The sequence below is a fragment of the Demequina litoralis genome (assembly GCF_030418455.1).
Classification (GTDB): domain Bacteria; phylum Actinomycetota; class Actinomycetes; order Actinomycetales; family Demequinaceae; genus Demequina; species Demequina litoralis.
In genome coordinates this window covers 1-21552 of sequence record NZ_JAUHPW010000009.1, presented here as the reverse complement: position 1 = coordinate 21552, position 21552 = coordinate 1, and the positions used below count along the sequence as shown (strand labels likewise).

Annotated in this window: 18 protein-coding genes and 1 pseudogene; 16 read left to right on the top strand and 3 right to left on the bottom strand. The window is 69.3% G+C overall.

The features are described from left to right. From QQX09_RS11350 to dinB, 4 genes are all read left to right on the top strand, one after another. Window positions 1-1005 carry an acetylxylan esterase gene (locus tag QQX09_RS11350; RefSeq protein WP_301134754.1) on the top strand — a complete coding sequence of 335 codons (1005 nt, stop codon included), beginning with the start codon at window positions 1-3 and terminating at the stop codon, window positions 1003-1005. Window positions 1006-1078: 73 nt separating this feature from the next. Continuing rightward, on the top strand, window positions 1079-1945 hold the full coding sequence (locus tag QQX09_RS11345) for a Rossmann-fold NAD(P)-binding domain-containing protein (RefSeq protein WP_301134752.1): 867 nt from the start codon (window positions 1079-1081) through the stop codon (window positions 1943-1945). A 615-nt stretch (window positions 1946-2560) separates the two neighbouring features. Next, window positions 2561-3271, top strand: coding sequence for an SDR family NAD(P)-dependent oxidoreductase (locus QQX09_RS11340; protein ID WP_301134749.1), 711 nt, complete (start codon window positions 2561-2563; stop codon window positions 3269-3271). Between the two features lie 125 nt (window positions 3272-3396). Further along, window positions 3397-4605, top strand: a complete 1209-nt coding sequence (gene dinB / locus QQX09_RS11335; RefSeq protein ID WP_301134746.1) for a DNA polymerase IV — start codon at window positions 3397-3399, stop codon at window positions 4603-4605. A 249-nt stretch (window positions 4606-4854) separates the two neighbouring features. Here dinB and QQX09_RS11330 read toward each other — a convergent pair whose 3' ends face one another. Next, window positions 4855-6453 (bottom strand): MDR family MFS transporter, encoded by a 1599-nt coding sequence (locus QQX09_RS11330; RefSeq protein ID WP_367307560.1) that lies wholly within the window; start codon window positions 6451-6453, stop codon window positions 4855-4857. 279 nt (window positions 6454-6732) lie between these two features. Between QQX09_RS11330 and QQX09_RS11325 the strand changes: the two genes are divergently transcribed. The 5 genes from QQX09_RS11325 to QQX09_RS11305 all read left to right on the top strand — a co-directional run bounded on the left by QQX09_RS11325 (window position 6733) and on the right by QQX09_RS11305 (window position 13514). Continuing rightward, window positions 6733-7647 (top strand): carbohydrate ABC transporter permease, encoded by a 915-nt coding sequence (locus QQX09_RS11325; protein WP_436969064.1) that lies wholly within the window; start codon window positions 6733-6735, stop codon window positions 7645-7647. A gap of 1 nt (window position 7648) precedes the next feature. After that, entirely contained in the window at window positions 7649-8623 is a 975-nt protein-coding gene (locus QQX09_RS11320) for a carbohydrate ABC transporter permease (protein WP_301134740.1), read from the top strand. Between the two features lie 98 nt (window positions 8624-8721). Further along, entirely contained in the window at window positions 8722-10089 is a 1368-nt protein-coding gene (locus tag QQX09_RS11315; protein ID WP_301134738.1) for an ABC transporter substrate-binding protein, read from the top strand. A gap of 66 nt (window positions 10090-10155) precedes the next feature. Continuing rightward, window positions 10156-12288 (top strand): alpha-galactosidase, encoded by a 2133-nt coding sequence (locus QQX09_RS11310; RefSeq protein ID WP_301134736.1) that lies wholly within the window; start codon window positions 10156-10158, stop codon window positions 12286-12288. Window positions 12289-12356: 68 nt separating this feature from the next. Next, the gene (locus QQX09_RS11305) at window positions 12357-13514 is read left to right on the top strand and encodes an ROK family transcriptional regulator (protein ID WP_301134734.1); all 1158 of its coding nucleotides are present in this window, start codon (window positions 12357-12359) and stop codon (window positions 13512-13514) included. On the opposite strand, the gene QQX09_RS11300 is transcribed toward QQX09_RS11305, so the two are convergent. After that, complete coding sequence (locus tag QQX09_RS11300) at window positions 13501-14385, bottom strand: helix-turn-helix transcriptional regulator (protein ID WP_301134732.1); 885 nt, start codon at window positions 14383-14385, stop codon at window positions 13501-13503. The two genes, QQX09_RS11305 and QQX09_RS11300, sit on opposite strands and share 14 nt — an antisense overlap. Before the next feature lie 153 nt (window positions 14386-14538). Between QQX09_RS11300 and QQX09_RS11295 the strand changes: the two genes are divergently transcribed. The 4 genes and pseudogenes from QQX09_RS11295 (at window position 14539) to QQX09_RS11280 (ending at window position 16121) form a co-directional block, all read left to right on the top strand. Then, window positions 14539-14871: a carboxymuconolactone decarboxylase family protein gene (locus tag QQX09_RS11295; RefSeq protein WP_062298699.1), complete on the top strand. Its 333-nt coding sequence runs from the start codon at window positions 14539-14541 to the stop codon at window positions 14869-14871. 1 nt (window position 14872) lies between these two features. After that, entirely contained in the window at window positions 14873-15268 is a 396-nt protein-coding gene (locus tag QQX09_RS11290; RefSeq protein WP_062298700.1) for a cupin domain-containing protein, read from the top strand. Next, a pseudogene (locus QQX09_RS11285) lies at window positions 15268-15642 on the top strand (DUF2255 family protein). The gene QQX09_RS11290 and the pseudogene QQX09_RS11285 overlap by 1 nt, the downstream one beginning before the upstream one ends. A 125-nt stretch (window positions 15643-15767) precedes the next feature. Then, a complete protein-coding gene (locus QQX09_RS11280; protein ID WP_301134730.1) occupies window positions 15768-16121 on the top strand; it encodes a cyclophilin-like fold protein in 354 nt (117 codons plus the stop codon). Window positions 16122-16177: 56 nt separating this feature from the next. On the opposite strand, the gene QQX09_RS11275 is transcribed toward QQX09_RS11280, so the two are convergent. Next, window positions 16178-17083 carry an aldo/keto reductase gene (locus QQX09_RS11275; RefSeq protein ID WP_301134728.1) on the bottom strand — a complete coding sequence of 302 codons (906 nt, stop codon included), beginning with the start codon at window positions 17081-17083 and terminating at the stop codon, window positions 16178-16180. 330 nt (window positions 17084-17413) lie between these two features. Here QQX09_RS11275 and QQX09_RS11270 point away from each other — a divergent pair, with 330 nt between their 5' ends. The 3 genes from QQX09_RS11270 (at window position 17414) to QQX09_RS11260 (ending at window position 21381) form a co-directional block, all read left to right on the top strand. Next, a complete protein-coding gene (locus tag QQX09_RS11270) occupies window positions 17414-19510 on the top strand; it encodes an extracellular solute-binding protein (protein ID WP_301134726.1) in 2097 nt (698 codons plus the stop codon). Window positions 19511-19591: 81 nt separating this feature from the next. Further along, window positions 19592-20527, top strand: coding sequence for a carbohydrate ABC transporter permease (locus tag QQX09_RS11265; protein ID WP_436969063.1), 936 nt, complete (start codon window positions 19592-19594; stop codon window positions 20525-20527). After that, on the top strand, window positions 20524-21381 hold the full coding sequence (locus tag QQX09_RS11260) for a carbohydrate ABC transporter permease (protein WP_301134725.1): 858 nt from the start codon (window positions 20524-20526) through the stop codon (window positions 21379-21381). Before QQX09_RS11265 ends, QQX09_RS11260 begins: the two co-directional genes overlap by 4 nt. The last annotated feature ends 171 nt before the right edge of the window (window positions 21382-21552 follow it).

Genomic DNA, 21552 nt, shown 5'->3' with positions numbered 1-21552 from the left:
ATGACCGACAACACTTCGCGGATCGACCCGACAGGTCGCCCGCCGGATCTCGTGCCAGCGCCTGACGACTTCGACGAGCGGTGGCTAGCGACCCTCGATGAGGCGCGCACTATCGGAGGTGCCGAGGCCACGCTGGTGGCCGTCGATGCTGGACTCACTCTCGTCGATGTGTGGGACATGACCTTCGCCGGCTTCGGTGGAGACCCGATCAAGGCCTGGTACGTGAGGCCACACGGCGTGTCGGACGACCTCCCGTTGGTCGTCGAGTTCCTCGGCTACACCGACGGCCGCGGGCTGCCCCACGAGCGGCTCATGTGGGCGAACGCCGGATATGCGTACGTGGTCATGGATACGCGAGCCCAGGGCACTGGCGGCGGAGGCGGCGGCGGCACCTCGGATGCCTCGGGTAGCGGCCATGCCGGAAGCCCCGCGGCCACGGGCTACCTGACGCGCGGCATCCGCAGATTCGATACCCACTACTACCGTCGGCTCATCACGGACGCCGCGCTGTGCGTCGAGGCCTCGTCGAGCCTCCCCGGAGTCGATCGCTCGCGCGTCGTGGTCGCCGGCGGGAGCCAGGGAGGTGGCCTCGCGATCGCCGCCGCGGGCCTCGTCGACGGCATCGCGGCCGCGCTTGTCGACGTGCCCTTCCTTTGCGACTTCCGTCGCGCCGTCGATCTCGCGGTCGGCGACCCGTACGACGAGATCGTGCGCTACCTCGCGATCCATCGGGAGCGGGTCGAGGAGACCTTCGAGACCCTTGCCTATGTCGACGCGGTTCATCACGCCGCCCGGGCCACGGCTCCTGCGTTGTTCTCGGTGGGGCTCCGCGATGTCACCTGTCCGCCTGCGACGGTTCGCGCGGCGTACGAGGCCTGGGGTGGGGACGTTGAGATCGTCGAGTACCCGTTCAACGGGCACGAGGGCGGCGGGCCGTACCAGCAGCGCCGCCAGATCGAGTTCCTTGCGCGGCAGTGGGACGAGCGGGCTGCGTCGCTCACGTAGACGCGCGCAGGTGCGGGCCCGAGAGCCGCGTGATCGCGAGGCCGCATCCAGGGGCATCGGGCAGTCTGGGGTGGTGAACGATGTGACGCAACAGCAGACCCTGGGGCGACGGCGGGCTCTCGAGCCCGCGCACGGATCGCTGCTTGTCGGATGCGGGAAGCTCGGACTGCGGCTTGCTGAACTGCTCGCGCGGGAAGGCGAGACGGTCTTCGCGATCCGGCGCCACGCCCGCGCCCTGCCGAGCTACGTCACCGCGATTGCCTCTGACGTGACGAAGCCGCTGCCGCGAACGCTGCCACCGGTCGAGTCGATGGTCGTCACCTTGCCGCCGTCGGTCGACCCCGCGGGCTATCGGCCCGTGCTTCGACGCATCCGCGATGCGCTCGACCAGGTCCCCGCACGGACCGTCTTTGTCTCGTCCACCGGGGTGTTCGAGGGCTGGGACGGCCCTCAGCCCATCACGGAGCACGACGTCCCGAGACCTGCGACGGCGCGCGCGCAGGCACTCCGGGACGGTGAGCTCGCGGCTGCGGAGCTCTTCGACGCGCTCATCGTCCGGCCCGCCGGGATCTATGGACCGGGTCGTGACTTCCTGGTGCGGACGGTGAGGAAGCGCCGCCCGATCACTTCGGCTGCGCGCACGAACCGGATCCACGAGACCGATCTCGTGCGCGCCTTGCACGCGCTCCTGCGCAGTGCTGATCCGCCGCGCGTGCTGCACGCTGTGGACGCCGCGCCGGCGAGGCTCGGCGACGTCACTGACTACATCAGCGAGCTCGTCGGGGCGGAGCCGCCCCCGGAGAGCGAGGGTCCGGGGCGAGCCGGCAACGTCTTCGACGGTGCAGCGCTCCGCCGACTTCTCGGTGACCTGCGCTATCCGAGTTATCGGGAGGGCTACCGAGACATGCTGGAGGGTGGCACCGCTCCGCCGTCGGCCTGAGCCGGCCTGCATGGCGCTCGACGTCGCGGCCTGCATCGTTGCTGTGAGATGCAGCTGTCGCAGGGGTGGGGTCGTTCGCGATGGACTGTATGCAGAACCGCCATGGACTGGGGACTCCCGCGGCAGGGCATACCCCCTGGTCAGTCAATTCCGAGTCTTCGCCACCGACGGCGTGCACTCGGTATGCGGTAGTTCATGCACTCGGTTCTCGTGGGGAGTGGCTGGTCGGGGCGGTATAGCTGGCATGGAACGACTGGGGTGGCCTCTAGCGCGGCGATCGAGCCGTGTCAGGGGGCAATTCGCGTTGTCGATCGGCGAGTCTGTGCGCGATGGGTGCCGCGCGACGATGTGCCTGCATGCTGCGCGGCCCGCTCGAGGCGGGCTTCGGGGCTATGCGCCTTCGGGGATGTCCGGCACTGCGGTGGGCCTCATGGGCGGATCCGGCGTCCGGCGGGCAGGTCCGTCGGGGTCGGGGACGTGCAGCCGCGTAGTCTGAACGCCGGAGCGGCGTCGCTGCCGCAGCGGCGGAATGCTGTGAGTCTTGCGTCGACCGGCAGGCGCGGCCACGATCCCTCGCCGGCCACCGGATCGCCTGGAGCCCGGGCGGAACCGTTGGTGACGAGCCGGCAAGCTCAGCGCGAGACGCGCGTCGACAAGGGAGAAGCAGTGGCCAAAGGTGCGGTGATCGTGGTCGGAGCAGGTCCCGGACTGGGCCTGGCGATCGCGCGCGTGTTCGCGCAGGCGGGGCACCCTGTCGCCCTGATCGCGCGGCGCAAGGAACGAGTTCAGGCGCTCGTGGGCGACCTCGTCTCCTATGGAATGCCTGCGCTTGCCTACCAGGCGGACGCGAGCGAGCCCGGCAATTTGCGCGTCGCGATCACCGATGCGATCGCTGACCTTGGTGCGCCTGCATCGCTGGTGTACAACGCCGCCTTGCTCCGCCGCGATTCGCCGACCGACGGAGATGACGGCGGGTGGGTCACGGCGATGGCCGTCGACGTGCTCGGCGCAAAGGTGGCCGCAGAGACCGTGTTGCCCTCGTTCGAGGGCGAGCGGCAGAGCCTGCTCTTCACGGGCGGCGCGCTCGCGACGAGGCCGTCGCCTAGCTTTGCATCCCTCTCGGTGGGCAAGGCGGCGCTACGTGCGTATGTGCAGGCGCTGTCGGTCCAGCTCGTGGACTCGCCCGTGCATGCGGCGATCGTCACGATCGACGGGACAGTGGACGGAGGTCTGCCGCAACTCAGCTCCGTGGCCATCGCGAAGGCATACCTCCAACTGCATGAGGCCGAACCTGGCACTCGGGTCAACGAGGTCATCGTCAGATAGCGGCCCGTCCTCGATCGGGTCTGCCCCGGTGTTGATTGACGTCGACCAACTCGGGGGCACACCCATACGGTGTCGGGCGCCGGTGAGACCATTCCGGGAAGAGCGTGTGTGACGGGAGGTGTGGGATGCGCGACGAAGCGACGGTGCTCCACGCCGACCTCGACGCGTTCTACGCCTCGGTCGAGCAACGCGACAATTCGGCGCTGCGCGGACGGCCTGTGATCGTCGGCGGCGGCGTGGTGGTGGCCGCGAGCTATGAGGCGAAAGCGCGGGGCGTGCGCACTGCGATGGGGGTGCAGCGTGCGCGTGCGCTCTGTCCCGACGCCATCGTCGTCCCTCCCCGGATGGAGGACTACTCGGCGGCGAGCCGTGCGGTGTTCGCGATCTTCCACGACACGACTCCGTACGTGGAGGGTGTCTCGATCGACGAGGCATTCCTGGAGGTTGGGGGGCTTCGCCGCCTTGCCGGGACTCCCGAGGAGATCGCCGTGCGCCTGCGGGAGCGCGTGCGTGCCGAAGTCGGGCTCCCGATCTCGGTGGGCGTCGCGAGAACCAAGTTCCTCGCGAAGGTGGCGAGCGCGGTCGGCAAGCCCGACGGGCTCCTCGTGGTGAGGCCGGACCGCGAGGAGGCTTTCCTTCATCCACTTCCAGTCGAACGGCTCTGGGGAGTCGGCGCGGTGACCGCGGAGAAGTTGCACAGCAACGGCGTCTACACGGTCGGGCAGTTGGCCGAGCTCGAAGCGGCGACCGCCGAGCAGTGGCTCGGGAAGGCGGCCGGTGCGCATCTGCACGCGCTGGCCCGGCTCCGGGACCCGCGGCCGGTCGAGACGACCAAACGCCACGGATCCATCGGGTCGCAGCGCGCGCTTGGCAATCGGTCGTACACGGGTGGTGAGCTCGAGCTGATCCTCACCCAGATCGTCGACGGCCTCGCGAAGCGCCTGCGCGATCGTGGGTCGTCGTGCGCCACCGTGGTCCTGAGGCTTCGCTACGGCGACTTCACGAAGGCGACGCGATCGCACACGCTCGCCGCGCCCACCGACCGCACCGAGGTATTGCTCGGCGTCGCCCAACGATTGCTCGCTGCGGCGGGCCCCGACATCTCCGACCGGGGCGTCACCCTCATAGGCGTCTCGCTCGCGCAGCTGGCCAGCGCCGGCACGGTTCAGCTTGAGCTTCCGATCGACTGGAACGACGGGGCGCGTATCGACAGCGCGCTTGACACCGCCCTCGACGCGGTCCGCGATCGATTCGGCTCCGCCTCCGTCACCCGCGCAGCGCTCATCGGCCGTGACCCTGGTGTGTCGGCGCCGCGGCTGCCTGAACACGAGTAGACACGTGCAGGGCCCGCGTGACGAGCGCGACCCTGGAATGCGCGGCTCGGCTCGCGAGGGTCAAGTGGGCGTGATCCCACCAAGCGGACAGTCGGCCATGTGGTCGCCGTCGACGATGGTGCCCGCGACCCACGCCTCCGTGAACACGTTGGATCCGTGGCGAAGTGGGTTGAACAGGCTTCGGCCGCAGGCCATACGCCCCTGGTGAGTCGACTCCGAGTCTTCGCCACGCCACCAGCGGACGGCCGCCTACGCCCGCGCGGGCTCCTCGCCCTCGGCCGCCGCATCGTCCTCATGCCGCTCCAGGTAGGCGGCGGAGGCGCCGTCGACCTCGTACGACTCGGGGACCGCGTCCTCGCTCACCGAGGTCCGTAGCGGCACCTCCTTGACGAAGAGCAGCAGCACCAGCGCGACGAGCGTGAGCGGCACGATGGACAGGAACACGGGAGTCAGGGCGTCGTTGTACGAGCCGATGATGACGTCCTGCGCGGCCTGGGGGAGCGTCCCCACGATCTCGGGCGTGATGCTGTTGGCGCCCTCGATGCCGCCCGCCGCGACGTCGGGCGGGATGCGCTCGGTGAGCAGGTCGATGAGGTTGTTGGTGAAGATCGATCCCACCACGGCGGCTCCGAGCGAGGCGCCGATCTGGCGGAAGAAGTTGTTCGCCGCGGTCGCCGTGCCGACCATCGTGATGGGGAACGTGTTCTGCACGATCAGCACGAGCGTCTGCATCATCATGCCGAGCCCCATGCCGAACACCGCGAGGTACAGGCAGGTCAGCCACAGCCCGTGGTCGGGAGTCATCGTCGACAGCAGGAACAGCCCCACCGTCACGATCGCGGCGCCGACGATCGGGTAGATCTTGTAGCGCCCCGTCCGTGACACGGTGTTGCCGACGATGATCGAGGTGGGCAGCATCGCGCCCATCATCGGGATCATCAGCAGCCCCGCCTCGGTGGCGCCGACCTGCCCGACCATCTGCAGGTAGGTCGGCATGTACGCGAGCGTGCCGAACATCGCCACGCCGATCATGAGCCCCGCGGCGGTGGTGAGGTTGAAGTTGCGCCGCCCGAACAGCAGGAGCGGCATCACCGGCTCCTTCGCGCGCCGCTCGACCAGCACGAACACGAGACCGGCGACCACGGTCAGCGCGATCAGCCCGATGATGAGCGGGTCGGTCCACTCGTAGTGCCCACCGCCCCACGAGGTGAACAGCACCAGGGACGATGCGGCGATCGCCAGCAGCACCATGCCGGCGACGTCGAGGGTGGGGCGCCCGCGGTCCTGGGGGTTGGGGTGGAGGAAGAACATCACCGACACGATCGCGACCGCTCCGAGCGGGACGTTGATCCACAGGCACCACTGCCAGCCCGGCCCGTCGGTGAACCAGCCGCCCAGCAGCGGGCCGATGACGGACGAGACTGCGAACGCCGCTCCCATCAGCCCCATGTACTTCGCGCGTTCGCGCGCGGGCACGATATCCGCGATGACCGCCTGCGACAGGATCATGAGCCCGCCGCCGCCGAGGCCCTGGATCGCGCGGCCGAGGATGAGCTCGGGCATCGCCGTCGCGAGCGCACCCACGACCGATCCGACGATGAACACCGCGATCGCCCCGATGAACAGCGACTTGCGGCCGATGAGGTCGCCCAGCTTGCCGTACACGGGCATCATCACGGTGGCCGCGAGGATGTACGCGGTGGTCACCCACAGCATGTGGTCGACGCCGTCGAGCTCGCCGACGATCGTCGGCAGGGCCGTGGAGAAGATCGTCTGGTCGAGAGCCGAGAGGAGCATGGCGGTCATCAGGCCGACCATGACGAGCAGGATCTCCCTGCGACCGGCCACGCGGGCCTCACCTTGTGCGGGCGTCATACCTGCCATCTTGCGGGTTTCGGTGCGGAAGCGCGCGGCGGCGGCGTGTGAGGCGAGCCCTGCGCTGCACTGCATGCCAGTGATCGGAGCACGCGCCGGCCGACCGAGCCACGTGCTCCACAGGCGTCAATTTGTTACCGAAACGATAGCAATTGTGGCTGTCAAAGGCGCCTGTGCGCTTGACTCCTCGCGTGGGTGTGCCTACATTGCTTTCAAGACGAAAGTTATTCGGAGGTGATCCGAGTGGCAACGATGCCTCTCACCGCAAACCCTCGCCGAGGCGCGAAGGTGTCGCGGAAGCGCGGACAGCTGGTCCCGGCGCTGCTCTTCCTCTTGCCAGCGCTGCTCGGCTTCCTCGCGTTCTTCGCCTGGCCCGCCGCGCGCGGCATCTACCTGAGCTTCACGGACTACAACCTGCTCAGCGATCCCGAGTTCGTGGGCCTCGAGAACTACGCGAGCATCGGCGGCGACTCGGTGTTCTGGCGCTCGATGGTGGTGACGCTGCAGTACGTGCTCATCAACATCGTGGTCCAGACCATCGCCGCGTTCGCGCTCGCGGTGCTGCTGCACCGCTTCACCAAGTCGATGGTGATCCGCGGTGTCGTGATGCTCCCGTACCTCATCGCCAACGTCATCGTGGCGCTGGTCTGGTACTGGCTCGCCGACTACAACCTGGGCCTCATCAACTCCGCCCTCGACGCGATCGGGCTCGACCGCATCGGGTTCTTCGGCGACCAGCAGTACGCGATGACGACGATCGCGCTCGTCAACGTCTGGCGTCACCTGGGCTACACGACGCTGCTGATCTTCGCGGGTCTGCAGGCGATCCCCGGTGACGTGTACGAGGCTGCCGCGGTCGACGGAGCGGGGGAGTGGCGGGTCTTCCGGTCGATCACGCTGCCGCTGCTGCGCCCCGTGCTCGCCTTCGTCCTGGTGGTCACCGTCGTGGGGTCGTTCCAGATATTCGACACGATCGCGGTCACGACCCAAGGCGGACCGGTCGATGCGACCAACGCGATCACCTACTACATCTACGACAAGGCGTTCGGAAGCTTCGACTTCGGCTACGCCAGCGCCCTGTCGGTGATCCTCATGCTGATCCTGGCGGTGATCGCCCTCGTGCAGATGCGGGTGCTACGCGCCAACCAGTCTGACCTGGAGCGTTGACATGACCACCCTCACCCCCGCACCCGCCCCGGCCTCGGACCCCCGCCCGACCTCGCGACGCCGCCGTCGCGGCTCCCCGGACAGCCAGGCCGTGGGCCGCCACCGCAACCCGCTGAGCCGCGCGCTCGGATGGACCGCGATCGGCCTCGTCATCCTCGTGACGTTGTTCCCCTTCTACTGGATGCTGCGCACCGCGCTCAGCAACAACCGGGCGATGTTCTCGGAGCCGCTGAGCCTGCTGCCCGTCGATCCCACCCTGGGACCGATCCAGCGCGTGCTCGGCCTGCAGTCCACCGCCGACGCGCTCGCCGAGGGCGGTTCCGTCGGCGACATCAACTTCACGCAGTACCTGATCAACTCGATCATCGTCTGCACGCTGATCACCGTCTTCCAGGTGCTGTTGAGCGCGATGGCCGCCTACGCCTTCTCCCTCCTCGAGTGGCGCGGGCGCGACGCGGTCTTCGGGGTCTTCCTGGTCGCGCTGCTCGTGCCGGGCATGTTCACCCTGCTGCCCAACTTCCTGCTCGTGCGCGACCTGGGTCTCCTCAACAGCTACCTGGGTATCGCGCTGCCCGCCATGTTCTTCTCACCGTTCGTGGTGTTCTTCCTCCGTCAGTTCTTCCTGGGGGTGAACCGCAGCTTCATCGAGGCCGCGATCATCGACGGCGCGGGCCAGTGGCGCATCTTCTCGCGCATCGCCCTGCCGATCGTGATGCCGCAGATCATCACCATCGCGATCCTGCAGTTCATCTTCTACTGGAACGACTACCTGTGGCCGTTGCTGATCGGTCAGACCGAGGAGTCCACGCTGCTCACCGTCGGGCTCGGGATCTTCCGGTCGCAGACCCCCCAGGGCAGCCCGGACTGGGCGGGCCTCATGGCCGGTTCGCTCATCGCGGCGATCCCGATCTTCATCCTCGTGCTCGTCTTCGGACGCCGCATCGTCGGCTCCATCCAATCGTCCGGGGTGAAGTGACGGGCCCGGCCCGCCGCATCGTCCCCGGAGGCGCCAGCCGGCGCACCCCTTCCCACCCATCACCCACCTCACCCACCTCTCACCCAAGGAGCATTTCGATGAAGAAGTCCCTTGCCACCACCGCCACTCTCGCCATCGCGGTCGGCGCCCTCGCCGGATGCTCCGGCGGCGGTTCCGACGACGGCTCGAGCGAGGGCTCGGGACAGGGCGGCGACGTCACCACGATCAGCTACGGCCTGTGGGACTCCAACCAGCTCCCGGCCTACCAGCAGTGCGCCGACGACTTCGCCGCCGCCAACCCGCAGTACACCGTCGACATCGAGCAGATCGGCTGGGACGACTACTGGAGCAAGATCACCACCGGCTTCGTCTCGGGCGAGAACTACGACGTCTTCACCAGCCACGTCGCGTACTACCCCGAGTTCCAGAAGAACAACCAGGTGCTCCCGCTCGACGAGTACATCGCCCGCGACGGCCTCGACATGTCGATCTACCAGGACGGCCTGGTGGAGCTGTGGCAGGACCCCGACGGCGTCCAGTACGGGCTCCCCAAGGACTTCGACACGGTCTCGCTGTTCTACAACGTGCAGATGACGGAGGAGGCCGGCTACTCCGCCGAGGACCTCGCGAACCTCACGTGGAACCCGGAGGACGGCGGCACCTACGAGGAGTTCATCGCGCACATGACCGTGGACAAGAACGGTGTCCGCGGCGACGAGCCGGGCTTCGACAAGGACAACGTCGAGACCTACGGCCTGTGGATGGAGGGCTCGGGCGGCGCCGACGGCCAGACCCAGTGGACGTTCCTGACGGCCTCGCTCGGCTGGGAGCAGACCGACGGTCCGTGGGCGACCTCGTACCGCTACGACGACCCGGTCTTCGCCGAGACCATCGACTGGTGGTACTCGCTCGTCGAGAAGGGCTACATGCCGACCTTCGCGGCGCAGGAGGGCATCAGCTGGGCGGACCAGCTCATCGCGGGCAAGGCCGCGATGGTGCCCAACGGCTCGTGGATGACCGGCTACGTCTTCGGCGCGGCCAGCGACACCTTCACCCCGGCGGTGGCGCCCACCCCCGTCGGTCCCGACGGGCAGAGCTGGTCGATGATGAACGGACTCGCGGACAACATCTCGGCCACCACCGACAACCCCGACGCCGCCTGGGAGTGGGTCAAGTACCTCGGCTCCGCCGAGTGCCAGGACGTGGTCGCCGAGGCGGCCGTGGTCTTCCCGGCGATCAAGACCTCCACCGACAAGGCCGTCGTTGCCTTCGAGGCGGGCGGCGTCGACGTGACCGCCTTCACCGGCCATGTGGACGACGGCACCACCGTGCTGTTCCCGATCACCGACAACAAGTCGGACGTCAACTCCATCATGACGCCCGTCATGGAGGCGATCATGTCCGGCTCCGCCGGGACGGACACCCTCGCGGACGCGAACGCCAACGTCAACGCGCTGTTCGAATAACCTGCCCGCCTCCTCCGTCGGGCACCGTCAGCCAGACGGAGGAGGCCTTCCCTCGGAGAGATACCCATGGCTGACACCATCGTCACGTCCACCCAGGCGGCGCGCGTCATCACGCTCAGCCGCGCCGGGGTCGAGCTCGTGCTCGACCTGGAGGCCGGCTACCCCACGGTCCTGCATTGGGGCGCGCCGCTGGCCGGGATCGCGCCCGCGTCGCTGCGTGCGCTCAAGGACGGCGGGATCCCGCACAGCGACCTCGACGAGCCCGTCGATCCGGGGATGCTGCGCGAGGCCGCGCGAGGCTTCACCGGCAGGCCCGCGCTGCGCGGTCATCGCGGCGCGATCGGGTTCTCGCCGCTGTTCGCGGTGGCCGACGTGACCGCGCTGGACGATGCGTGCACCGTCCGGCTCGTCGACGGCGCGCTCGAGCTCGGCCTCGAGCTGAGGGTCGCCCTGTCGCCCGAGGGCGTGCTGCTGATCGACGCGACGCTGAAGAACAACGGCGACACGACCTACACACTGGATGAGCTCGCGATGTGGCTGCCTGTGCCGGACCGCGCCACCGAGACGCTCGACTTCACGGGCCGATGGCTGCGCGAGCGCCAGGCGCAGCGCCTCCCCTTCGCACCCGGGCTGCGGCTCCGCGAGAGCCGCGAGGGACGCTCGGGTCACGACTACACGATCGTCCAGTGCGCGCTCACCGCCGACACCACCACAGAGGCGGGGGAGGTGTGGGCGCTGGGGCTGCTGTGGAGCGGCGGCTCGCGCCACCTCGCGGAACGCGCCGTCACCGGCCGCGGCGCTCTGGGCGCGGGCGAGCTCATCGAACCGGGCGAGGCGGAGCTCGCGCCCGGCGACGCGTACACCGCGCCCACCGTCGCCGCCTTCTACTCCGAGGACGGCCTGGACGGGCTCGGGGCTCGCGCACACGCCTGGCTGCGCTCGCGGCCCACCCATCCGTCGTCGCCGCGACCGGTGACGCTCAACGTGTGGGAGGCGGTCTACTTCGACCACGACCTCGACACGCTGTCGAGGCTCGCGGAGGTCGCGGCCGGCGTGGGCGTCGAACGGTTCGTGCTCGACGACGGCTGGTTCGGATCGCGACGCGACGACTGGTCGGGACTCGGCGACTGGGAGGTATCGCCCGAGGTCTGGCCCGACGGACTCGGCCCGCTCGTCGAGCGTGTGCGCGCGCTCGGCATGCAGTTCGGGCTGTGGTTCGAGGGCGAGATGGTCAACCCCGACTCTGACCTCTACCGCGCGCATCCCGACTGGATCCTCCAGGTGCCCGGGCGGGTCCCCCCGCTCGCGCGTCACCAGCTGGTCCTCGACCTCGCGAACCCCGACGCCTACACCCACGTGCTCGAGCAGGTGCACGCGGTGATATCCGAGCACCGCATCGACTACATCAAGTGGGACCACAACCGGTTCCTCACCGACCCCGGGCACGTCGGGGAGGCGGCGGTGCGCCGGCAGACCGAGGCGATCTATCGGCTGTTCGACGAGCTGCGCACGCGCAGCCCCGGGCTCGAGATCGAGTCCTGCGCCTCCGGCGGCGGCCGGATCGACCTGGGCATGGCCCAGCATGCCGACCGGTTCTGGACGTCCGACCAGAACGATGCGCTGGAGCGGCAGCAGATCCAGCGGTGGACGTCGCTCGTGATCCCGCCCGAGATGCTCGGCACTCACATCGGTCCCACCATCTCCCACGGCACCGGGCGGCGCCACGGCGTCCAGATGCGCGCGGTCACCGCGTTGTTCGGTCACGCGGGCATCGAGTGGAACCTGCTCGAGGCGACCGAGGACGAGCTCGAGGCGCTGCGCGGATGGACGCAGTTCTACCGGTCGCACCGGGGACTGCTCCACGGCGGCCGCACGGTCCGGGTCGATCACCCCGACCCGAGCGCCGTCGTCCACGGAGTGGTCGCCCACGACCGTTCGGCGGCCGTCTTCGCCTACGTCCAGTGCACGACCACGGCGGGCACATCGCCGGCGGCGTTCCGTGTCCCCGGGCTCGATCCGGACGCGGTGTACCGCGTGCACGCTCACGAGTTCGAGACCCCGGCGACGGTGCAGCGCCGCGCACCGGCCTGGCTCGACGGCCTGGAGGTCACCGGCGCCGCCCTCGCACGGGTGGGCCTGCGCCCGCCGATCCTGTGGCCCGAGCAGGCCGTGCTGGCCGTCGTCGAGCGTGTCTCGTGATGGTGACGAGGCACGCACCAGGGGCTATGGCATCCTGAGTGCCGGCGATGAGAGGACGGGTGACCGGGGTGAGCACTGACGCGGTCGGGACACGCGGCGGCGAGGTCGAGCTCGCCGCGCTGTCGACCATCCTCGTGCACGGTCCCGTGTCCCGCACCGAGCTCGCCGGCAGGCTGGCACTGTCGCAGTCGACCATGACGCGTGCCGTCAAGCCGCTCATCGACCGGGGCCTCGTGCACGAGACCTCCGAGGTGCTCGAGGGCCCCGGACGGCCGTCCCGGCCGCTCGTCGGCACCGCCGGCGACCGGAGGTACGGCGGCGCCAAGCTCACCGGCGACGAGGTGTTCGCGGTGGTGACCGACATGCTCGCCACGGAGCTCGCCTCGGACCGCCGGGCGCTGCGGTCGCACGAGCCGGCGGACGTCGCCCGCGAGGTCGCCGCTCTGCTGCGCGAGCTCGCGGACGACGCGCCGCTCGTCGGTGCCGGCGTCTCCCTCGGAGGCAGCGCGGCCGACGGTCGCACGGTGGACCGCGCGCCGTTCCTCGGCTGGCGAGACGTCCGGTTCGGGGACCTGGTCGAGAGCGAGCTCGGGGCGCCCGTGGTGATCGACAACGACCTCTCGGCCCTCACGGCGGGCGAGCACTGGTTCGGCGAGGCCCGTGGCCTCGAGGACTTCGCCGTGGTGACCATCGGCGCCGGCATCGGCCTGGGGCTCGTACGCCACGACCAGGTGGTGCGCACGCCCGACATGGGACTCGGGCTCGCGGGTCACGTGCCGCTCGACCCCACCGGCCCTCGCTGCTTCGCGGGTCACCGCGGCTGCTCGACCGCGATGCTCGCGATCCCGAGCATCGAGGCGCAGGCGAGCATCGGCCTGCAGCGTCCCGTCGGCTTCGACGAGGTCCTCGCGCTCGCCGCAGAGGCCGAGCCCGTGTGCTCGGAGATCGTCGCGTCCGCCGCTCGTGGCGTCGGCCGCCTGCTCGCGCTGGTCGCGAACCTCGCGATGGTCGACGTGATCGTGGTAAGCGGCGAGGGTCTGGCGGTGCTCGATGTCGCCGGTGCCGCCATGCGCCGGCAGCTCACCGACGACCGCGACCCCGAGGCGCATGCCTTGGACCTGCGCATGGACCGGTCGGGCTTCTCCCGCTGGGCACGCGGCGCCGCGACGGTGGCGATCCAGGCGTCGCTGCGCGGCCTGATCGAGGCTCCGGTCAGCCCTCGCTGATGGGCGTGGCCTGCGCGGCCGCTTCCTGCTCGGACGCCCACCAGCTCGCCAGCAGCGCGAGCTTCTCGGCGGAATCCGAGCCCGGCGTCGCGGTGTAGACCGTCAGGCCGAGCCCCTCGTCGGCCGGAAGCCCGAGCACGTTGTACTCGAGCTCGACCAGCCCGACGACCGGGTGGCGCATTCGCTTGAGGCCCTCGATGTGGAGGCGCACGTCGTGCCGCGCCCAGCGGGTGCGGAACTCCTCGGATCGCGTCGAGAGCTCGCCGACGAGGTCCGTGATCGACTTGTCGAAGGGGTTGCGGCCGGCGACGGTCCGCAGGCTCGCGACCGAGCTGTCGGCGATCGTGTCCCAGTCAGGGTAGAAGTCGCGCGATGCGGGGTCGAAGAAGATGAACCGCGGGTAGCCGGGCCGCTCGGGCTGCGAGCGGTAGACGGGGTCGTACAGCGCGCGGCCGAGCTCGTTGGTCGCGACGATGTCGCCGCGCAGGTTGCCGAGGACCGCGGCGCCGGCGGTGATGGACTCGACGAGGTGCAGCAGGCTGGGGCGCACGCCCGCGGGGCCGCCCGGCTTGCGCCGGGCGCGAGTCGAGGCGTTGGCGGTGCGCGCCAGGTCGAAGAGGTGGGCGCGCTCGGCCTCGTCGAGCCGCAGCGCCGACGCGATCGCTTCGAGCACCTCGTCCGAGACGCCGCGGAGGTCGCCCCGCTCGAGCTTGGTGTAGTACTCGACGCTCACGCCGGCCAGGATCGCGACCTCGCCGCGCCGCAGGCCGGGGACGCGGCGGCTGCCCACGTCGGGCAGCCCCACCATCGCCGGCGTGACCTTCGCGCGGCGCGTCATCAGGAAGTCGCGGACCTCGTTCGTCGTGCTCATGACGCCACCGTAAGCCTGCGGCCCGCGTGGTGACAGGTACCCGCAGAGGTACCTCTGACAGGAACTGTCACGACGGCCGGGCCCCGGCTGTACTGGAGGCATCGCCCGCCGTGCCGCGGCGCATGGCGTCCAGAGACCGGAAAGGAAGACCTCATGTCGGAACCCCAGGAGCAGACCCCGATGCAGCGGATGATGGGCGACTTCGCACCCACGTTCGTCGAGCTCACCGACGAGGTGCTGTTCGGCAAGGTGTGGGCGCGCACCGATGCGCTGTCGCCGCGCGACCGGAGCCTCGTCACCATCACGAGCCTCGTCACGGCCGGCAACATCGAGCAGCTCAACGCGCACATCCCGATGGGCCTCGCCAACGGCCTCACCGAGGACGAGATCAAGGAGGCGATCACCCACGTCGCGTTCTACGCCGGCTGGCCGCCCGCCGTCTCGGCCCTCACCCTCGCCCAGAAGCTGTTCTCCAAGGAGGCCTGACATGAACATCGAGCCCACCATCCCCACCATGAAGAACCCGCCGGAGCAGTTCGCCGGCGACGTGTGGGTCGACCTGATCGCGATCCCTCACGGCCCGGAGCAGCGCGCCGTCCTCGCCAAGGTGCGGTTCGCTCCCGGCGCCCGTACCGCGTGGCACTCGCACGCGCATGGCCAGTACTGCCACGTGACCGACGGCACCGCGCTGTTCGGCAGCCGTGACGGCACCATCATCGAGGCGAAGGCCGGCCAGACGGTCTACACCCCGCCGAACGAGGAGCACTGGCACGCCGCCGCGCCGGACTCGTTCATGGAGCACCTCGCGCTGCTCGAGGGCACCGACCCGGCGACCAGCACCGTCTGGGGCGAGCACGTCACGGACGAGGAGCTCGGCCGCTGATGGCGGCGTGGCCCGCGGACGTCCTCGCCGCGATCGCCGGCACGGACGACCTGCACATCTCGCCGTTCCGCGCGGACGGTGTCACCTACGGCACCCCCACGTGGATCTGGTCCGTGGTCGTGGACGGCGCGCTCTACGTGCGCGCGTGGAACGGTGTCCGCTCGCGCTGGCATCAGGCGGCGATGTCGTAGGGGGCCGGCCGCATCTCCGCCGGCGGCCACACCTTGGACGTCACCTTCACGCCGGCCGATGCGTCGCTCACCGACGCGATCGACGCCGCCTACCGCGTCAAGTATGCGGACAGCCGGTACCTGCCGCCCATGGTGAGCGCGGGGCCGCAGGCAGCGACCGTCCGCATCGATCCCGCAGGCTGACCCCGGCCTGCCGTGGCGGCGGCCGCGCACGCTGAGAAGCGCCGCACCCGCATCGGGCCCCCTCCGGCGATCCTGGAGGGGGCCCTCGCCGTCCGCGCACCCACCTCACGCGCCAGGAGACGTCCATGCAGATCCAGTTCACGCTCGACGATGCGAGCCTCACCGTGACGCTCGGCGACGGCCCGGCCGCGCGCGACCTGGTCGCGCAGCTCCCGCTCACGCTCACGATGCGGGACTTCCACGGCATCGAGAAGGTCGCGGACCTTCCCGAGCGCCTCGACGTCGCCGGCGAACCCGCCGGGACGGACGCACACGTGGGCGACCTCACCTACTACGCCCCGTGGGGCAACGTCGCGTTCTTCTACCGGGACTTCGGCTACGCCGCGGGGCTCGTGAGCCTCGGCACCGTCGACGGCGAGGCCGCGGTGCTCGAGGGCATCGCCGACGGTGCGACCGTCACGGTGACCCTGGTCGCCTGAGCCGGAGACGACGAAGGCCGGCCCCGGTGCGGGGGCCGGCCCTCGTATCGTCCGCGTCAGCCGCGCGAGCCGACCACCATCTTGAGCATCGTGCCCAGGTTCAGCTTGCCGCCGTACACGGGCATCATGTTCGCCGACCCGTAGTCGGTCACGGGCGCCACGTTCCTGAGGGCCTCCATGTCCTCGGCGCCGATCTCGAAGTCGAGCGCGGCGTTGCTTGCCATGTGCGCGGGGTTCGCCGTCTTCGGCAGTGGCAGCAGTCCGAGGTCGAGGCAGTAGCGGATCGACAACTGCGGCACGGACACGCCGTAGCGGGCGGCGATGGCCTCGACCTCGGCGTTGCCCAGCAGCGCGCCGTGGGCGACGGGGGAGTAGGCCTCGACGAGGACGTCCCGCGCCTGGGAGTGCGCGATGAGGTCGAACGGCGTGTTGCCGATGTGCGCGAGGACCTGGTTGACCATCGGCTTGACGGTGGCCGAGTCGAGGACGTTGTCGAGGTCGTCCTGCTCGAAGTTCGAGAGGCCGATCGCGCGCACCTTGCCGGCCCGGTAGGCGTCCTCGAGCGCACGCCACACCTCGCGGTTCTCGTCGAAGTAGCGCTTCTCGCCACGGAACGCGGTCCACGGCTGCGGGCTGTGGATGATCATCATGTCGATGTGGTCGAGGCCGAGCTTCTTGAGCGAGCCGTCGATCGACCTCGCTGCCTTCGCGTACGACTTCGCACCCGCGTCGACCTTCGAGGTGACGAAGATCTCGTCGCGGGAGACGGCGCTGGAGCGCACGCCCTCGCCCACGCCCTGCTCGTTGCGGTAGGCCTGCGCGGTGTCGATGTGGCGGTAGCCGGCATCGATCGCGGACCGCACCGCGCCGACGGCGTCCTTGTTGTTGATGAACCAGGTGCCGAGTCCCAGCTTCGGGATCTCGACGCCGTTGCTCAGCGTGTAGGCCTGGTTGAGGACCATGGGGTCTCCTTTCCTCTGTCGCCCGCGTCGGGCGAGCGGGTCGACGGGCGCGTATCCGCATCGTGCGGCCATCATCGCGATCCCTTGCTGCCGCGACCAGGTGGCGCCGGAAGGGGTTCCGCGAGCACCCCCGAGGCGTGCGACCCCGAGCGTGCGGCGCACCGACGCTAGGGGCGCATCGACGCGCGAGGGAGCCTCTATCAGGGACCCTCTCAGCGGCGTCGATATCCCGCTCTGGGGCCCTACGTCCCGCGATCCTTGCCAGGAGCACGGCGAGCATCGTCGGCACGGCGACGACGTCGCACCTCCCAGCACAGAAACGGACTTCCCATGGCCAAGCTCCTCGTCATCCGCGCGCACCCGCTCACCGCCGACGCCTCGCGGTCGATGCGCCTCGCCGACGAGTTCCTCGCGGCGTACACCGAGGCCCACCCCGACGACGACGTCATCGACCAGAACCTGTACAACATCGCCATCCCGGAGATCGACCTCGACCTGTTCGGCGCGTGGAAGAAGCTCGGCGACGGCGTCCCGTTCGTGCGGCTGCACGAGGCGGAGCAGACCAAGAGCACCCTGTTCGAGGGGTACACGACCCAGTTCCTCAACATGGACAAGATCGTGATCGCGAACCCCCTGTGGAACCTCCAGGTGCCCACGCGGCTCAAGGCGTGGATCGACTGCATCTGCGTTGCCGGCAAGACCTTCAAGTACAACGAGCAGGGGGAGGCGGTCGGGCTCGTGCGCGGCAAGAAGGCCATCCACCTCCAGACCGCGGGCGGTTTCTACGGCTCGCAGGACCCGGCGAGCCAGTACGTGCAGATGATGCTCAACTTCATCGGGATCGAGGATGTCGCCTCGATCGCGGCCGAGGGGATGGACCACGACCCGGCGCACGCCGACGACATCATGGAGGCCGCGTGCGCGCATGGTGTGCGCATCCGGCGGCCGAGCGCCGCTGATAACAGTTCGGTGACAGTGATTGACCGACCCGCGTGCTGCGGGTACTTTGGCGAAAGCCGGTCATTGATTCGTTTCAGTGATCGGATGCCATACGGCACTTACAAGGAGGTAAGAATGTCTGTCGCACGCCTACACCGCCGGGCGGGGGTCGCCGCCGGCGCGCTCGCAGGTGCGGTCATCCTCGCCAGCTGCTCGACCGGCGGGTCCACGTCCGAGGGAACGTCCAGCGCGGACGGCGGTGCCGAGCCCGGCGAGGTCACCGAGCTGACGCTGCTGACCGGCACCGTCGAGCTCAACGTCGCGATCGCGGAAGCCGTGGTCGCCGGGTTCAACGAGGCGAACCCCGACGTCCAGGTGACGGTCGACGCCTCGGTGCCGTCCGGCTCCGAGGGCGACAACCTGCTCAAGACGCGACTCGCCACCGGCGATGCGCCCGACATGTTCTGGTACAACTCGGGTTCGCTGCTCCAGGCGCTGAACCCGGACGCGCAGCTGCTCAACATCGCGGACGAGCCCTTCATGGACAACGTGATGGACAGCTTCATCCCGACGGTATCGACCGACAACGGCGTCTACGGCGTCCCGATCGACGTCGCGGGCGGCGGCGGCATCTTCTACTCGATCCCGATCTACGAGGAGCTCGGTCTCGAGGTGCCCACCACGTGGGACGAGTTCGTGTCCAACACCCAGGCGATCAAGGACGCGGGCTACGACAACGCGCTCATCCAATCGTTCGGCGACACCTGGACGTCGCAGATCATCATGCTGGCCGACTACTACAACATCTACAACGAGGACCCGGACTGGGCGGCGAAGTACACGGCCAACGAGGCGCACTACAGCGACACGCCGGTCGCTCTGCGGTCCTTCGAGAAGATGCAGGAGATCTACGACGACGGCCTCCTCAACAAGGATTACGCGTCGCTGACCTTCGACAAGGCGCTCGAGCGCATGGCGTCGGGCGAGGGTGCGCAGTACCCGATGCTCATGTTCGCGATCGACACGATGATGAGCCTCTACCCGGAGTCCGCCGAGAACATCGGCTACTTCGCGATCCCCGGCGACGACGCCGCGGCGAACGGCCTGACGGTGTGGATGCCGCCGGCCATCTACGCGCCGGCGACCACGGAGAACCCGGACGCGGTGAAGAAGTTCATGGCCTACGTCGCCAGCCCCGAGGCGTGCCAGGCGCGCCTGGATGCGGGCATCGCCGCCGGCGGACCGTTCGTGGTCGAGGGCTGCGAGCTCCCGGACGACGTGCCGCAGGCGATCAAGGACATGCTGCCCTACTTCGACTCGGGCGACACCGCTCCGGCGCTCGAGTTCCTGTCCCCGATCAAGGGCCCCTCGCTCGAGCAGATCCTCGTCGAGGTCGGCTCCGGCATCCGTTCCGCCGAGGACGGCGCGGCGCTCTACGACGAGGACGTCAAGAAGCAGGCCCAGCAGCTGGGCCTCGAGGGCTGGTGACCCCACCCGTCCTCAGTTGACCACCGCCGTCGGGGCCCGACCTCTCGGGTCGGGCCCCGACGGCCCGCTCAGGAGCCCCTCATGACCGACACCATGGCGCGCGGGCGCGCCGCCACCCCCACCACCCCCGAGCCCGAGCGGGCGCGTCATCGTCGCGGACGCGCCAAGAGCCCCTATCCCATGTGGTTCTACGCTCCCGCCGGGATCATCTACGGCGTCCTCTTCATCGTCCCGACCTTCGCGTCGTTCTACTTCGCGCTCACGCGATGGACCATCTTCGAGTCCGAGTTCATCGGCCTCGACAACTTCCGCACCTTCTTCTCCGAGCCCTTCCTGTTCGAGAGCCTCATCAACACGCTGATCTTCGCGGTGATCACCTCGGGCGCGAAGGTGGTCCTCGGCCTCCTCATCGCCGTGTTCCTCACGAGCCAGATCATCGCGCGCGGCTGGCTGCGCTCGGTCGTGTTCTTCCCGGTGCTCATCTCGGCCGTCGGCATCGGCGCGACGTTCGCGGTCCTGCTCGACCCGTTCGAGGGGCTGGTGAACCGCACCCTCGCCGCGGTCGGGGTCGAGGGCCCGGGTTGGCTGACCGACCCGAACCTCGCGCTGTTCTCCGTCGCGCTCGTCGATGTGTGGCGCGGCGTCGGCCTGGCGGTGCTCATCTACATCGCGGGCATCGTCGCGATCCCGCAGGAGTACTTCGAGGCCGCCAAGGTCGACGGCGCCAGCGCCTTCAAGCGGTTCTGGCACGTCACGCTGCCGCTGATGCGTCCCGCGACCACGACGGTGATCATCCTGTCGCTCATCGGCGGCCTGCGGTCGTTCGACCTCATCTGGACCATGACGGGGGGCGGTCCCGGCTTCAGCTCGGACGTCCTCGCCTCCGTGGTCTACAAGCAGTACCAGGCGGGCTTCTACGGCCTCTCGACGGCGGGCAACGTCGTGCTGTTCGTCCTTGTGGCGCTCATCGTCGTGCCCCTGTTCTGGTTCCTCAACCGTAAGGAGGTCGACCGATGACCACGCAGGCGGAGCCCAAGTCCAGGCTCAACCGCACGTACTCGTGGACCGCCGGGCTGCTCGGCATCGTCGTCACGGCCGTGATCTTCATCGTGCCGTTCATCTTCATCTTCCTCACGGCCTCGAAGACCCGCGTCGAGGCGGCGAGCCTGGAGTTCTCGTGGCCCACCGAATGGGCGTTCGTCGAGAACCTCGTCGAGGTGATCCAGGCGCGCGACTACGTGCTCGTGACGGCCTTCATCAACTCGACGATCCTCACCGTCGCGTCCGTGACGTTGATGGTGGTGTTCTCGGCGATGGTCGGCTACGTGCTCCAGCGCCGCTCGAGCCGCTGGAACGGGCTCATCAACTTCCTGGTGCTCGCCGGCCTCATCGTGCCGCCCGCGGTGGTGCCGACGATCTGGGTCATGCAGCGCCTCGGGCTGTTCAAGACGATGCACGGCCTGGTGTTCATCATGGTCGCGTTCGGCATGGCGTTCTGCGTGCTGATGTTCCGTGCGTTCGTCGCCACCATTCCCCGCGAGCTCGACGAGGCCGCGATCATGGACGGAGCGGGTCCGATCCGCCTGTTCTTCCAGGTGATCTTCCCGCTGCTGCGGTCCGTTATCGTGACCGTCATCGTCGTGCAGGCCGTCTTCGTCTTCAACGACTTCCAGGCGCCGCTGTACTTCTTCCCCGGCTCGGGCAACGAGACCGTGCAGGTCACCCTGTACAACTTCCAGGGGCAGTACTCGACGGCCTGGAACCTGCTGTTCATGGACATCCTGCTCATCACGGTGCCCATGCTGGTGATGTACATCTTCTTCAACCGGCAGATCGTGGCCGGCATGACCTCCGGCGCGGTCAAGGGCTGAGCCGGACCGGTCGGACAGGTGAGGGCCCCACGCCCGCGGCGATCCCGCGGGCGCGGGGCCCTCACCGTGCGCGTGCACGATGCGTGGCGGAGGCGTCCTCCGGCCGCGCGGCCACACGCGGAAGGGGGGCGGGGGCCCCCAGGTGGGGCCCCCCCCCCGGGCCCCCGCGAC

Coding starts and splice junctions, on each gene's coding strand:
- QQX09_RS11350 (WP_301134754.1), top strand. CDS start 1: ATGACCGACAACACTTCGCGGATCGACCCGACAGGTCGCCCGCCGGAT.
- dinB (WP_301134746.1), top strand. CDS start 3,397: ATGCGCGACGAAGCGACGGTGCTCCACGCCGACCTCGACGCGTTCTAC.
- QQX09_RS11325 (WP_436969064.1), top strand. CDS start 6,733: ATGCCTCTCACCGCAAACCCTCGCCGAGGCGCGAAGGTGTCGCGGAAG.
- QQX09_RS11320 (WP_301134740.1), top strand. CDS start 7,649: ATGACCACCCTCACCCCCGCACCCGCCCCGGCCTCGGACCCCCGCCCG.
- QQX09_RS11315 (WP_301134738.1), top strand. CDS start 8,722: ATGAAGAAGTCCCTTGCCACCACCGCCACTCTCGCCATCGCGGTCGGC.
- QQX09_RS11310 (WP_301134736.1), top strand. CDS start 10,156: ATGGCTGACACCATCGTCACGTCCACCCAGGCGGCGCGCGTCATCACG.
- QQX09_RS11300 (WP_301134732.1), bottom strand. CDS start 14,385: ATGAGCACGACGAACGAGGTCCGCGACTTCCTGATGACGCGCCGCGCG.
- QQX09_RS11295 (WP_062298699.1), top strand. CDS start 14,539: ATGTCGGAACCCCAGGAGCAGACCCCGATGCAGCGGATGATGGGCGAC.
- QQX09_RS11290 (WP_062298700.1), top strand. CDS start 14,873: ATGAACATCGAGCCCACCATCCCCACCATGAAGAACCCGCCGGAGCAG.
- QQX09_RS11280 (WP_301134730.1), top strand. CDS start 15,768: ATGCAGATCCAGTTCACGCTCGACGATGCGAGCCTCACCGTGACGCTC.
- QQX09_RS11275 (WP_301134728.1), bottom strand. CDS start 17,083: ATGGTCCTCAACCAGGCCTACACGCTGAGCAACGGCGTCGAGATCCCG.
- QQX09_RS11270 (WP_301134726.1), top strand. CDS start 17,414: ATGGCCAAGCTCCTCGTCATCCGCGCGCACCCGCTCACCGCCGACGCC.
- QQX09_RS11265 (WP_436969063.1), top strand. CDS start 19,592: ATGACCGACACCATGGCGCGCGGGCGCGCCGCCACCCCCACCACCCCC.
- QQX09_RS11260 (WP_301134725.1), top strand. CDS start 20,524: ATGACCACGCAGGCGGAGCCCAAGTCCAGGCTCAACCGCACGTACTCG.